Genomic DNA, 15010 nt, shown 5'->3' with positions numbered 1-15010 from the left:
TTGTTTGTCGCTTGCGACGTTATTGTCATCGGCGACTTGTTCTATATTACACTTCATTTGTATAATCGTCAACATCTTTTTATAAAGATATTCAAGTTAATATTTTTATGCTCTTTTAACTAGACACGTCTCTATAGGATTTCATTATCGGAGCACGCTTTCTGCTTCTCTTTAATTTATTCTTCCAAACATATTCGAGTTAATTTGAGCTCTAGACTTAACTCGTGCGGACGTTTCCCTCCAACAAAACTAGCAACCTTATTTTAACAAATACTAGTATATAATTAGAGAGTTGTTGTACTATCAATAAAACTCTATTAGAAGCAGGTGAAAATATGAAAGATATACGTATCCTTTTAGCAGACGACGATAAAGAAATCCGAAATTTATTAAAAATATATTTAGAACGAGAATTATATATGGTAGACACTGCAATCAACGGCGAAGAAGCCTTGCATTTATTTAATCAAAATAACTATAACCTCGTTATATTAGATCTTATGATGCCCAAAATAGATGGAATCGAGGTATGTAAAAAGCTTAGATATAAAACTAACGTACCTATATTAATGCTCACCGCTAAAGATCACGAAATTGATAAAATTTTAGGCTTAAGCATTGGTGCTGATGATTACATTACAAAACCTTTCAGCATTCACGAAGTAATTGCACGAGTAAAAGCTCTTATGCGGCGTTTTTTAGTTCTTGGAAGTAGCAATACTGCTCAAGAAAAAACAACTTTATCTTTTAAAGGACTAACTTTCAATCTAAATACATACACAGTTCATACAAATAAAGAAGAAATTAACTTAACCGGAAAAGAACTGGAACTATTAAAATTCTTTACTTCAAACCCAGGACAAGTATTTACAAAAACACAGCTCTTCCAAAATGTGTGGGACGATAATTATATAGAAGATGACAATACCGTTATGGTACATATTCGAAAACTTAGAAAGAAAATAGAAATCGACCCTTCCAATCCAAAATTCATTCAGACTATATGGGGAATTGGTTATAAGTTTGTAGGTGAAAAGCTTGAAGACTGATAAAACCCTCTCCCTTATTACATTACAACTTATCATTTGTGGGATTTTAAACATACAAATGGAACCAAGATTAAAAATGTCTTTATTTATAATCCTTATCTTAATTACAATTTATCTCTTCTTTTCAAGAATACAATTCATTCAACATCGCAAGGCAATGGATACTAAATTAAGTCGTGTACTAAAAGGAAACTTACAAACGAGATTATTCACAAGCAATGACCACTCATTACATAATATCGTTTTTTCAATAAACGAGCTAATAGCTAAATTAGAGCAAGTTCAGATTGAAGCCAAAAGATCCGAGGAATCCAGAAAACAACTTTTGTCTAGTATCTCCCACGATATACGAACACCACTCACCTCCATCATCGGATATATAGATGCTTTAAAAGATGGGGTTGCTGTTTCTGAAATAGAAAAACAAGAATACCTTAAAATACTTTATATGAAATCAAATAACTTAAAGCACCTAGTTGATGAAATATTCAATATGGCGAAGCTAGACGCTAATGAATTTCCACTAAAAGAAGAAGAACTCGACTTTTCTGAAGTTACTAGAGAAGTTTTGATTGAATTTTTACCTGAGCTCTCAAAACATAACATCGAACTGCAAGTTCTCATACCAGAATCTACTTGCCCTATTATCGCAGACCATCTGAGCCTTATGCGGATTATGAGTAATTTAATGAAAAATGCCATTTATTACGGAAAGGATGGAAAAATAGTAGGAGTCGAACTACTAGAAACCGATAGAGAATATGAACTTCATATTTGGGACAAAGGCCCTGGTATTCCAAAGCATGATTTACAAAATGTGTTTGAGCGAATGTACCGAAGCGAACAATCAAGAAACTCCTCGTTTGGTGGTAGTGGTCTCGGGCTCTCTATTTCTAAAGCGCTCGTTGAGAGAAATGGTGGGCATATATGGGTTGAAAGCACTCCATGGAAACGAACTATTTTTGGCTTTTCTATTCCAAAACACAATACTTTTAAGAAATAGTTAAGAAATGATTAATATGCAGTTAAGCCTTCCTTTTTATGATGTAAGTAAGAACTTATAGAAAGCAGGTGTCTCCTATAAATACAATTATAAAAACGACTAACCTTACTAAAGTATATGGCAATCAAAAATCAGTAGATAATTTAAATATTAATGTTCAACAAGGGGAGATTTATGGCTTCATAGGCCGCAACGGTGCTGGTAAAACAACAACCATTCGTATGCTGCTTAGTCTTATAAAGCCTACAAGTGGAACGATTGAAATATTTGGAGAGAACTTATTCCAAAATCAAAAAGATATTTTAAGCAGAATTGGTTCTATAGTTGAAGTTCCAGGATTTTATGAAAACTTAACTGCAAAAGAAAACCTATTAATTAATGCAAAGATAATTGGGGTTCACAAAAAGAATGCTATCGAAGAAGCATTAGAAATAGTAGGCTTGCAGCATGAGACAAAAAAGTTAGTAGGAAAGTATTCTTTAGGAATGAAGCAACGCTTAGGAATTGCACGCGCTCTTCTCCATTATCCCGAGCTACTCATATTAGATGAACCAACTAACGGACTAGACCCTATTGGTATTAAAGAAATGCGAAAACTTATTCATTCTTTAGCTCAAGAAAGAAATATAACCATACTCATTTCTAGTCACATATTAGCCGAGGTAGAACAGTTAGTCGATCGTATCGGAATTATTCATGAAGGAAAGTTACTAGAAGAAGTTTCTCTTGATACGCTACGTAAAGCAAATCGTAAGTACATAGAGTTTCAAGTGAATAATGACAATAAAGCTGTGATGTTATTAGAAAATCATCTTCAAATTTTTGATTATGAAGTACACGATGAAGGGAATATTCGTATTTACTCTCATTTTGGACAACAAGGATACATAAATAGAACGTTAGTTCTCAATGGTATTGAAGTATTAAAAATGATGATAAGTGAAGATAGACTAGAAGATTATTTCACCAAGCTAGTTGGAGGTGGAACAATTGGTTAATCTACTCTATACAGAACTCTTAAAATTAAAACGCTCTAATATGTTTTTAATTAGCATTATTGGTGCTGGTGTCGCACCTTTCTTAGTTGTAGTAGCCTCTTATATACATATAAAAACAAAACAGCCAACTCCGACTATTTGGTTCCATCAATTATTCACTGATGTTAACTTATATACTACTTTAGTTATAGGATTCCCCTTATATGGAGTAGTGGTTGCATATTTGCTTACCCGCGAATATGCAGAAGATACACTAAAAAATTTACTAACTATCCCCGTGTCGCGCATTAGCTTTATTATAAGTAAATTCATCATTCTCTTTCTTTGGATCATGATGCTAACTTTAGTCGCTTGGACACTTACTTTAATATTAGGGCTATTGGGGAATTTCCCTGGTTTTAACATTGCTTTACTTTTAAGTTCTTTCCTAGAATTTTTAATATGTGGTGGACTTCTCTTTCTATTGTCTTCACCTATTGTACTACTAACTCTTGTCATGAAGAGCTATGTACCGCCCATTATATTAACAGTCATTATTACACTGACCAATCTTATGCTCGTAAACTCCAAGCATAAAGATTTATTTCCGTGGACCGCTACTCTAGATATCGCAAATAATGAATTACAACCGACATATCCACCAGAGTATTCTTATATCATCATTGCAGTAACAACAATTTCCGGATTTATTGCAACACTATTCTATTTTAAAAAAGTAGACATTCATTAATTTATAGGAGTGAAACTATGAGCGATATCATTATTGCCTTCATACTCGGTATTGTAGAAGGATTAGCTGAATTTTTACCTATATCTTCTACTGGCCACCTTATATTAGTCGGGCATTTATTAGACTTTGAAGGAGAAAGAGCAAAAACGTTTGAAATTGTTATTCAGCTAGGCGCAATTTTAGCTATTGCAATTTTATATCATAAACGTCTCGTTTCTCTATGTAATATTAAGCCTCTTCTACGGAAAGAGAAAAAATTCAACGCGTTTCATGTATTTCTTGGCGTATTTCCGGCAGTAGTGGCTGGTTTGCTACTACATGATATTATTAAAACATACTTATTTCAGCCATACACTGTTGTGATTGGACTTGTAGCAGGGGCAATTGTTATGATCTTTGCAGAAGTAAAAAAGAAAGAGGCAACCGCCTATTCACTGGACGATTTAACATACCGTCAAGCTTTAACAATTGGATTATTTCAGTGCTTAGCAGTATACCCTGGCTTCTCTAGAGCTGGCTCTACTATCTCTGGAGGTCTATTAGCAAAAGTAAATTATAAAACCGCATCCGAGTTCTCTTTTCTAATAGCTCTTCCTGTAATGGTTGGAGCTACAGGCTTAGACTTACTAAAAAGCTGGGAGTATTTAAGTGTCGATGACATCCCTATGTTTGCGGTAGGATTCATTACCTCTTTTACCGTAGCGATGCTAGCGGTAGTAACTTTTCTAAAGCTTTTAGAGAAGATAGGTTTAAAACCTTTTGCATACTATCGTATTTTGTTGGCTATCTTATTTACGCTTTTCGTATTACTATAGATTCATATAAGTCACATATCATTAAACTGATATTCAATTTTAGAATATCGGTTTTTTATCTATTTCAACTCTAGTACTACTCACTTCAATATGGCATAGTGATAATAAGCTACCATTAATAGTCTGAACGTTCTTTAAGTAACTATATCCTTTATCATAAAATGCAATTGGGAAATTAAAGATTCTATATATATACAGAACATATTTACAAACCATATTCATTCCACATAGTATCTTTTTAATTTGCAACACACTGATACAAATTTCAAATGAGCACAAAGACAGAATAAGTAAATAAATAAATTTCCTAGGAATTATAAAGCGACTAAATTTAATTAGAGTGAGGTGACGATAAAATGAATCAATTAGCACAGACATATTGGAATACTTATTGGGGAAACAATAAAAAACCAGAATCTGTTATAGCTTGGCAATTTGGAGATTCCCCTAATTATCTTGCACAACTAGTAATTGACGGTATTAAAACTGCTACATGCTCCGGTCACATTTTTTATGAATTAGAAAATGAACCGCTACCGACCACTAATGATTATAGTATTATACTTAATAGTAATGATGAACCTGTAGCTATTATTAAGATAATAGAAGTAACTGTAACACCAATGAATGAAGTAAGCGAAGAATTCGCTATCGCTGAAGGCGAAGGAGATCGTACTTATAATTACTGGAGAGACACCCATGTTCGTTTTTTTACAAAGGAACTAAATGAGCTTGGTCTTAATTTCTCTGAAGATATGTTACTCGTCTGTGAGCGTTTTGAACTTGTTGATGTGAACAATAAAGTGAAATTATAAAAAACTGAGATTTACCACCCATTCTTATTTTTATAAAACACAAAAAAGACAAGTCATTCTGACTTGTCTTAAAGTTGCTTGGCGACGTCCTACTCTCACAGGGACAAGGTCCCAACTACCATCGGCGCTAGAGAGCTTAACTTCCGTGTTCGGTATGGGAACGGGTGTGACCTCTCTGCCATCATCACCAAACTATGAAGGCATATTCCTTCAAAACTAGATAACATTTGCTACATATTATATGGTTAAGTCCTCGATCTATTAGTATTCGTCAGCTCCACATGTCACCATGCTTCCACCTCGAACCTATCAACCTGATCATCTTTCAGGGATCTTACTAGCTTACGCTATGGGAAATCTCATCTTGAGGGGGGCTTCATGCTTAGATGCTTTCAGCACTTATCCCTTCCGCACATAGCTACCCAGCTATGCCCTTGGCAGAACAACTGGTACACCAGCGGTGCGTCCATCCCGGTCCTCTCGTACTAAGGACAGCTCCTCTCAAATTTCCTACGCCCACGACGGATAGGGACCGAACTGTCTCACGACGTTCTGAACCCAGCTCGCGTACCGCTTTAATGGGCGAACAGCCCAACCCTTGGGACCGACTACAGCCCCAGGATGCGATGAGCCGACATCGAGGTGCCAAACCTCCCCGTCGATGTGGACTCTTGGGGGAGATAAGCCTGTTATCCCCGGGGTAGCTTTTATCCGTTGAGCGATGGCCCTTCCATGCGGAACCACCGGATCACTAAGCCCGACTTTCGTCCCTGCTCGACTTGTAGGTCTCGCAGTCAAGCTCCCTTATGCCTTTGCACTCTACGAATGATTTCCAACCATTCTGAGGGAACCTTTGGGCGCCTCCGTTACACTTTAGGAGGCGACCGCCCCAGTCAAACTGCCCACCTGACACTGTCTCCCGGGTCGATAAGACCCGTAGGTTAGAATTTCAATACAGTCAGGGCGGTATCCCACCAGCGCCTCCACCGAAGCTAGCGCTCCGGTTTCAATGGCTCCCGCCTATCCTGTACAAACTGTACCAAAATTCAATATCAGGCTACAGTAAAGCTCCACGGGGTCTTTCCGTCCTGTCGCGGGTAACCTGCATCTTCACAGGTACTATAATTTCACCGAGTCTCTGGTTGAGACAGTGCCCAAATCGTTACACCTTTCGTGCGGGTCGGAACTTACCCGACAAGGAATTTCGCTACCTTAGGACCGTTATAGTTACGGCCGCCGTTTACTGGGGCTTCAGTTCAGAGCTTCGCTTACGCTAACCCCTCTCCTTAACCTTCCAGCACCGGGCAGGTGTCACCCCCTATACTTCGCCTTACGGCTTCGCAGAGAGCTGTGTTTTTGCTAAACAGTCGCTTGGGCCTATTCACTGCGGCTTTCCGTTAAGAAAGCACCCCTTCTCCCGAAGTTACGGGGTCATTTTGCCGAGTTCCTTAACCAGAGTTCTCTCGCACACCTTAGGATTCTCTCCTCGCCTACCTGTGTCGGTTTGCGGTACAGGCACCTTTTATCTCGCTAGAAGCTTTTCTTGGCAGCGGGGAATCAAAGACTTCGCTCCATAAGGAGCTTCCCCATCACAGCTCAGCCTTTACGATAAGCGGATTTGCCTACTTATCAGCCTAACTGCTTGGACGTGCACAACCAATCGCACGCTTCTTCTATCCTTCTGCGTCCCTCCATTGCTCAAACGATAAAGAGGTGGTACAGGAATATCAACCTGTTGTCCATCGCCTACGCCTGTCGGCCTCGGCTTAGGTCCTGACTAACCCTGAGCGGACGAGCCTTCCTCAGGAAACCTTAGGCATTCGGTGGACGGGATTCTCACCCGTCTTTCGCTACTCATACCGGCATTCTCACTTCTAAGCGCTCCACCAGTCCTTCCGGTCTGACTTCACTGCACTTAGAACGCTCCCCTACCACTGATACCATTGGTATCAATTCGCAGCTTCGGTGGTGTATTTAGCCCCGGTACATTTTCGGCGCAGAGTCACTCGACTAGTGAGCTATTACGCACTCTTTAAATGGTGGCTGCTTCTAAGCCAACATCCTAGTTGTCTAAGCAACTCCACATCCTTTTCCACTTAATACACACTTTGGGACCTTAGCTGGCGATCTGGGCTGTTTCCCTCTTGACTACGGATCTTATCACTCGCAGTCTGACTCCTAAGGATAAGTCATTGGCATTCGGAGTTTGACTGAATTCGGTAATCCGATGAGGACCCCTAGTTCAATCAGTGCTCTACCTCCAAGACTCTTACACTTAAGGCTAGCCCTAAAGCTATTTCGGGGAGAACCAGCTATCTCCAGGTTCGATTGGAATTTCTCCGCTACCCACACCTCATCCCCGCACTTTTCAACGTGCGTGGGTTCGGGCCTCCATTCAGTGTTACCTGAACTTCACCCTGGACATGGGTAGATCACCTGGTTTCGGGTCTACGACCACGTACTAAACGCCCTATTCAGACTCGCTTTCGCTGCGGCTCCGCCTCTTCAGCTTAACCTCGCACGGGATCGTAACTCGCCGGTTCATTCTACAAAAGGCACGCCATCACCCATTAACGGGCTCTGACTATTTGTAGGCACACGGTTTCAGGATCTCTTTCACTCCCCTTCCGGGGTGCTTTTCACCTTTCCCTCACGGTACTGGTTCACTATCGATCACTAGGGAGTATTTAGCCTTGGGAGATGGTCCTCCCAGATTCCGACGGAATTTCACGTGTTCCGCCGTACTCAGGATACATTCAAGAGAGAACGAAGTTTCGACTACGGGGTTGTTACCCTCTACGACGGACCTTTCCAGGTCGCTTCGTCTACCTCGTTCCTTTGTAACTCCGTATAGAATGTCCTACAACCCCAAGAGGCAAGCCTCTTGGTTTGGGCTATGTTCCGTTTCGCTCGCCGCTACTCAGGAAATCGCATTTGCTTTCTCTTCCTCCAGGTACTTAGATGTTTCAGTTCCCTGGGTCTGTCTTCCATACCCTATGTATTCAGGTAAGGATACCATACCATTACGTATAGTGGGTTTCCCCATTCGGAAATCTTCGGATCAAAGCTTACTTACAGCTCCCCGAAGCATATCGGCGTTAGTCCCGTCCTTCATCGACTCCTAGTGTCAAGGCATCCACCGTGCGCCCTTTCTAACTTAACCAAACTAAAATTAAAAAAATATGAGCTACACTGTTATCTAGTTTTCAAAGAACATACATTTATATATGAGAGATAGTTCTCTCAAAACTGAACAAAACGAAACACGGAAACTTATATTGATGAACAGCGTTCATCAATTCTCCATAGAAAGGAGGTGATCCAGCCGCACCTTCCGATACGGCTACCTTGTTACGACTTCACCCCAATCATCTGTCCCACCTTAGGCGGCTGGCTCCAAAAAGGTTACCCCACCGACTTCGGGTGTTACAAACTCTCGTGGTGTGACGGGCGGTGTGTACAAGGCCCGGGAACGTATTCACCGCGGCATGCTGATCCGCGATTACTAGCGATTCCAGCTTCATGTAGGCGAGTTGCAGCCTACAATCCGAACTGAGAACGGTTTTATGAGATTAGCTCCACCTCGCGGTCTTGCAGCTCTTTGTACCGTCCATTGTAGCACGTGTGTAGCCCAGGTCATAAGGGGCATGATGATTTGACGTCATCCCCACCTTCCTCCGGTTTGTCACCGGCAGTCACCTTAGAGTGCCCAACTTAATGATGGCAACTAAGATCAAGGGTTGCGCTCGTTGCGGGACTTAACCCAACATCTCACGACACGAGCTGACGACAACCATGCACCACCTGTCACTCTGCTCCCGAAGGAGAAGCCCTATCTCTAGGGTTTTCAGAGGATGTCAAGACCTGGTAAGGTTCTTCGCGTTGCTTCGAATTAAACCACATGCTCCACCGCTTGTGCGGGCCCCCGTCAATTCCTTTGAGTTTCAGCCTTGCGGCCGTACTCCCCAGGCGGAGTGCTTAATGCGTTAACTTCAGCACTAAAGGGCGGAAACCCTCTAACACTTAGCACTCATCGTTTACGGCGTGGACTACCAGGGTATCTAATCCTGTTTGCTCCCCACGCTTTCGCGCCTCAGTGTCAGTTACAGACCAGAAAGTCGCCTTCGCCACTGGTGTTCCTCCATATCTCTACGCATTTCACCGCTACACATGGAATTCCACTTTCCTCTTCTGCACTCAAGTCTCCCAGTTTCCAATGACCCTCCACGGTTGAGCCGTGGGCTTTCACATCAGACTTAAGAAACCACCTGCGCGCGCTTTACGCCCAATAATTCCGGATAACGCTTGCCACCTACGTATTACCGCGGCTGCTGGCACGTAGTTAGCCGTGGCTTTCTGGTTAGGTACCGTCAAGGTGCCAGCTTATTCAACTAGCACTTGTTCTTCCCTAACAACAGAGTTTTACGACCCGAAAGCCTTCATCACTCACGCGGCGTTGCTCCGTCAGACTTTCGTCCATTGCGGAAGATTCCCTACTGCTGCCTCCCGTAGGAGTCTGGGCCGTGTCTCAGTCCCAGTGTGGCCGATCACCCTCTCAGGTCGGCTACGCATCGTTGCCTTGGTGAGCCGTTACCTCACCAACTAGCTAATGCGACGCGGGTCCATCCATAAGTGACAGCCGAAGCCGCCTTTCAATTTCGAACCATGCAGTTCAAAATGTTATCCGGTATTAGCCCCGGTTTCCCGGAGTTATCCCAGTCTTATGGGCAGGTTACCCACGTGTTACTCACCCGTCCGCCGCTAACTTCTTGAGAGCAAGCTCTCAATCCATTCGCTCGACTTGCATGTATTAGGCACGCCGCCAGCGTTCATCCTGAGCCAGGATCAAACTCTCCAATAAAGTTAGTTTGTCTAGCATCTAAAAATAAAAATTGACGTTTCACGTTGTTTGTTTCGTTCAGTTTTCAAAGAACTACTTAGTCGCTCATTTGCGACTTCCTTATGTTAACATCTTCATCTTTCAATGTCAACTAAGTTTTTCATTTTGTTTGTCGCTTGCGACGTTATTGTCATCGGCGACTTGTTCTATATTACACTTCATTTGTATAATCGTCAACATCTTTTTATAAAGATATTCAAGTTAATATTTTTATGCTCTTTTAACTAGATACGCCTCTCCAAGGATTCATTACCGAAAAGCTACCTTCTGCTTCTATTTAACCTATTCTTCCAAAATATATTCAAGTTAATTTAAACCCTAGACTTAATTTGTACAGAAGTTTTTACCTAGCGAAACTAACAATCTTATTTTAATAAATATTAATACCTCTTTGTTTATCACACCCTCTATTAGAAACGATTGAAGATATACGTATTCTTATAACAGACAACGATACAAAAATCCATAATACACTCATATACTACTCTAGTTATAGAGTCCCAAGTTCTACTTATATGAAGTAATAGTTGCTTATCTGTTTACTCGTAAATATATAGAAGCACACTAATATATTTATTAACTATCCCTTTTTCACTGAAATATCAGCCTTATATCTCCTTCATCTTTAGTATCATCTATTTCCATACAGCTATATTCTCTTAATAAACATTTAAGATATGCTCAAGGTTTGAATTGATTAATAGCATTTCCTTTTTAAACACATATACTGGATTAAAAATACGTACCTCAATTGATCAAGTGCACCGAACAAACATATACAGAACACCCGTTCCTTTCATTACTTCACTTTTTATATAACATTAATAGATCTTTATCCTATACCTATATTTACGTTTTACCGCTAAAAGAGCGAATCATTTCACTAACAAAGCATTTAGTTTTATTTCTAGTATATATCCACCTTTTGAAATGCATATAGAATCATAAATTCCTTTTTTTCTATCTAAACCCCTAAGAATACACAACCATACAAAAAAAAAAACAATTCTACAACAAGGTATACGACGGCTGCACAATTATAAATCATAATCCCCTCAATACCTACAGAGGTGCTGTCCGCCTTTAACGCAAATATATACTAAAAAAATTTCAATATGAAATGGGCCGGAATTTCTATTCTAAGAAAAATCCGGCTCTTATTTTTAGGCAACAACCAACATCATTTTTACATTTAGTATTAAATGTCTATTCAATATTCTCTACTCTGGTAAAGGTGAATGTATCATATCTGTCACTGCATAATATAGATTTTCTGGATGTTCGGCTATCCGATGACATAAATATAAATACCGTTATTTTCCACGAGTCAAATATACTCTAGCGTTATGTCCTTTGTTTTTCAAATCTCTTAACATATCCGGACGAATTCCATATAACATTTCTATTTCTACATTAGGGTGACTAAAATATTGACGTTGCTCCATCTCTTTAATAAGAATTTCATCATGTGTAGCTATAGATACAGGGTGATGGTTTTCAGCTAGTTTTTCTACAATTTGAAGATACTGTTGATTTAAATCAGTTGATCTAGGCATAGCAATATCCGGAACTTCTTGATAGGCACCTTTTACAACTCTTATTTTTCCTGGATAATGAAGGAGTTCTTGAATATCATTGTTTGAGCGGTATAAATGTGCCTGTATTGTTATCCCTACATTATGATATTGCTCAGTTACCTTTTTATAAATGGAAAGAATGTCCGCTGCTTTAGATGATTCTTCCATACTTATCATAAGGGTAGTTCCATGTACTTTCGCCTTCTCTGCCAACTCCATTAAATGAATATAAGATATTTCTGGATCTATAGACAATCCAATATGAGATAAATCAAGTGATACTGTTTGTTTCATAGATAGAGTACCTATGTCCCCAATAAGATTCAAAAACTCATTTTTTGCTTTATAACATCCCTCTATATCAAGAGTATTTTCCCCTATGTATTCTAGTGAAGTATGATAACCTTTTGTAATTAGTTCTTTTGCCGTCCCAATCCCCTCATGTCTCGTTTCTCCGGTGACAAAGCGTTTCGCAGCTTGTAACAATAACGTATAGAGTTCATTGGATTGTTGAACATATGCTTTTATATGTTCATTCCGTTTTACATACACCTTCTTTAAATCAGCTTATCCTTTCTAAATTTATTGCTGAAGATTATTTGGAACGGCATATTATGAAGATGAAAAAAATCTATAAAAATCGAAGAGACTTCCTTATCCAGCAATTAAAATCAACATTCTCAAATACAATCAATATTTTCGGTTATTTTACAGTATTACATCTGATTGTTGAATTCAATCAAGTTCAATTCACAAAAGAATTACTTGAGAAAATCCAACAACTCGGAGTGAAAGTATATCCTGTGGAAGATCACGCCATTGAAAAAGGAAAACATTACAATCGAATTATTATAGGGTATGGACATTTAACAACTGCAGAAATAAAAGAGGGTGTGAGTAGGCTCCAGAGGGTAATACTTCGTATATATATTCTTGTTAGCAAATAGACTTTAAAGCTTAGTCATATTTTTCTGAAGGTATGCTACTTAAATGTGAAATTCTAATAAAATAAAGTTGTTTCTTGCTAGATAAACTTACTCATAGAGCTTACATTAATTACAAGTTTATTTTACAAAACACAAAAAAGACAAGTCATTCTGACTTGTCTTAAAGTTGCTTGGCGACGTCCTACTCTCACAGGGACAAGGTCCCAACTACCATCGGCGCTAGAGAGCTTAACTTCCGTGTTCGGTATGGAAACGGGTGTGACCTCTCTGCCATCATCACCAAACTATGAAGGCATATTCCTTCAAAACTAGATAACATTTGCTACATATTATATGGTTAAGTCCTCGATCTATTAGTATTCGTCAGCTCCACATGTCACCATGCTTCCACCTCGAACCTATCAACCTGATCATCTTTCAGGGATCTTACTAGCTTACGCTATGGGAAATCTCATCTTGAGGGGGGCTTCATGCTTAGATGCTTTCAGCACTTATCCCTTCCGCACATAGCTACCCAGCTATGCCCTTGGCAGAACAACTGGTACACCAGCGGTGCGTCCATCCCGGTCCTCTCGTACTAAGGACAGCTCCTCTCAAATTTCCTACGCCCACGACGGATAGGGACCGAACTGTCTCACGACGTTCTGAACCCAGCTCGCGTACCGCTTTAATGGGCGAACAGCCCAACCCTTGGGACCGACTACAGCCCCAGGATGCGATGAGCCGACATCGAGGTGCCAAACCTCCCCGTCGATGTGGACTCTTGGGGGAGATAAGCCTGTTATCCCCGGGGTAGCTTTTATCCGTTGAGCGATGGCCCTTCCATGCGGAACCACCGGATCACTAAGCCCGACTTTCGTCCCTGCTCGACTTGTAGGTCTCGCAGTCAAGCTCCCTTATGCCTTTGCACTCTACGAATGATTTCCAACCATTCTGAGGGAACCTTTGGGCGCCTCCGTTACACTTTAGGAGGCGACCGCCCCAGTCAAACTGCCCACCTGACACTGTCTCCCGGGTCGATAAGACCCGTAGGTTAGAATTTCAATACAGTCAGGGCGGTATCCCACCAGCGCCTCCACCGAAGCTAGCGCTCCGGTTTCAATGGCTCCCGCCTATCCTGTACAAACTGTACCAAAATTCAATATCAGGCTACAGTAAAGCTCCACGGGGTCTTTCCGTCCTGTCGCGGGTAACCTGCATCTTCACAGGTACTATAATTTCACCGAGTCTCTGGTTGAGACAGTGCCCAAATCGTTACACCTTTCGTGCGGGTCGGAACTTACCCGACAAGGAATTTCGCTACCTTAGGACCGTTATAGTTACGGCCGCCGTTTACTGGGGCTTCAGTTCAGAGCTTCGCTTACGCTAACCCCTCTCCTTAACCTTCCAGCACCGGGCAGGTGTCACCCCCTATACTTCGCCTTACGGCTTCGCAGAGAGCTGTGTTTTTGCTAAACAGTCGCTTGGGCCTATTCACTGCGGCTTTCCGTTAAGAAAGCACCCCTTCTCCCGAAGTTACGGGGTCATTTTGCCGAGTTCCTTAACCAGAGTTCTCTCGCACACCTTAGGATTCTCTCCTCGCCTACCTGTGTCGGTTTGCGGTACAGGCACCTTTTATCTCGCTAGAAGCTTTTCTTGGCAGCGGGGAATCAAAGACTTCGCTCCATAAGGAGCTTCCCCATCACAGCTCAGCCTTTACGATAAGCGGATTTGCCTACTTATCAGCCTAACTGCTTGGACGTGCACAACCAATCGCACGCTTCTTCTATCCTTCTGCGTCCCTCCATTGCTCAAACGATAAAGAGGTGGTACAGGAATATCAACCTGTTGTCCATCGCCTACGCCTGTCGGCCTCGGCTTAGGTCCTGACTAACCCTGAGCGGACGAGCCTTCCTCAGGAAACCTTAGGCATTCGGTGGACGGGATTCTCACCCGTCTTTCGCTACTCATACCGGCATTCTCACTTCTAAGCGCTCCACCAGTCCTTCCGGTCTGACTTCACTGCACTTAGAACGCTCCCCTACCACTGATACCATTGGTATCAATTCGCAGCTTCGGTGGTGTATTTAGCCCCGGTACATTTTCGGCGCAGAGTCACTCGACTAGTGAGCTATTACGCACTCTTTAAATGGTGGCTGCTTCTAAGCCAACATCCTAGTTGTCTAAGCAACTCCAC

6 protein-coding genes, 5 rRNA genes and 2 pseudogenes (1 of these 13 running past the window's edge) are annotated in these 15010 nt (G+C 41.2%); 7 read left to right on the top strand and 6 right to left on the bottom strand.

The window, feature by feature from the left end; genetic code table 11:
* Positions 1–335: 335 nt before the first annotated feature.
* From BCG9842_RS01530 to BCG9842_RS01505, 6 genes are all read left to right on the top strand, one after another.
* Positions 336–1049 (top strand): response regulator transcription factor, encoded by a 714-nt coding sequence (locus BCG9842_RS01530; protein WP_000652004.1) that lies wholly within the window; start codon positions 336–338, stop codon positions 1047–1049.
* Positions 1039–2052, top strand: coding sequence for a sensor histidine kinase (locus BCG9842_RS01525; RefSeq protein ID WP_000845349.1), 1014 nt, complete (start codon positions 1039–1041; stop codon positions 2050–2052). Before BCG9842_RS01530 ends, BCG9842_RS01525 begins: the two co-directional genes overlap by 11 nt.
* Positions 2053–2120: 68 nt before the next feature.
* On the top strand, positions 2121–3050 hold the full coding sequence (locus tag BCG9842_RS01520; RefSeq protein WP_000074583.1) for an ABC transporter ATP-binding protein: 930 nt from the start codon (positions 2121–2123) through the stop codon (positions 3048–3050).
* A complete protein-coding gene (locus BCG9842_RS01515; RefSeq protein ID WP_000247717.1) occupies positions 3043–3780 on the top strand; it encodes an ABC transporter permease in 738 nt (245 codons plus the stop codon). The genes BCG9842_RS01520 and BCG9842_RS01515 overlap by 8 nt, the downstream gene beginning before the upstream one ends.
* A gap of 17 nt (positions 3781–3797) precedes the next feature.
* Positions 3798–4595: an undecaprenyl-diphosphate phosphatase UppP gene (uppP, locus tag BCG9842_RS01510; protein ID WP_001279951.1), complete on the top strand. Its 798-nt coding sequence runs from the start codon at positions 3798–3800 to the stop codon at positions 4593–4595.
* Positions 4596–4951: 356 nt separating this feature from the next.
* Positions 4952–5410 carry an ASCH domain-containing protein gene (locus tag BCG9842_RS01505; RefSeq protein ID WP_001072428.1) on the top strand — a complete coding sequence of 153 codons (459 nt, stop codon included), beginning with the start codon at positions 4952–4954 and terminating at the stop codon, positions 5408–5410.
* 76 nt (positions 5411–5486) lie between these two features.
* On the opposite strand, the gene rrf (BCG9842_RS01500) is transcribed toward BCG9842_RS01505, so the two are convergent.
* The 4 genes and pseudogenes from rrf (BCG9842_RS01500) to BCG9842_RS01485 form a co-directional block, all read right to left on the bottom strand.
* A 5S ribosomal RNA gene (gene rrf / locus BCG9842_RS01500) occupies positions 5487–5602 on the bottom strand.
* A 49-nt stretch (positions 5603–5651) separates the two neighbouring features.
* Positions 5652–8573: ribosomal RNA gene (locus tag BCG9842_RS01495) — 23S ribosomal RNA — on the bottom strand.
* A 146-nt stretch (positions 8574–8719) separates the two neighbouring features.
* Positions 8720–10271 (bottom strand): 16S ribosomal RNA (locus BCG9842_RS01490).
* The 16S, 23S and 5S rRNA genes sit together here, the layout of an rRNA operon.
* A gap of 1259 nt (positions 10272–11530) precedes the next feature.
* Positions 11531–12439, bottom strand: a pseudogene (locus tag BCG9842_RS01485) (proline dehydrogenase family protein).
* On the opposite strand from BCG9842_RS01485, the pseudogene BCG9842_RS01480 reads away from it, so the two are divergent.
* Positions 12358–12834, top strand: a pseudogene (locus BCG9842_RS01480) (PLP-dependent aminotransferase family protein); the annotation flags it as partial. The pseudogenes BCG9842_RS01485 and BCG9842_RS01480 sit on opposite strands and share 82 nt — an antisense overlap.
* A 168-nt stretch (positions 12835–13002) precedes the next feature.
* On the opposite strand, the gene rrf (BCG9842_RS01475) reads toward BCG9842_RS01480, so the two are convergent.
* Both rrf (BCG9842_RS01475) and BCG9842_RS01470 read right to left on the bottom strand, forming a co-directional pair.
* Positions 13003–13118, bottom strand: a 5S ribosomal RNA gene (rrf, locus tag BCG9842_RS01475).
* Between the two features lie 49 nt (positions 13119–13167).
* Positions 13168–15010 (bottom strand): 23S ribosomal RNA (locus BCG9842_RS01470) (it continues 1079 nt past the right edge of the window).

The sequence above is a fragment of the Bacillus cereus G9842 genome (assembly GCF_000021305.1).
In the GTDB taxonomy this organism is placed as follows: Bacteria; Bacillota; Bacilli; order Bacillales; family Bacillaceae_G; genus Bacillus_A; species Bacillus_A thuringiensis_S.
Note: the sequence above shows the minus strand (reverse complement) of the source record. Positions and strands in the feature narration are given on the sequence as shown.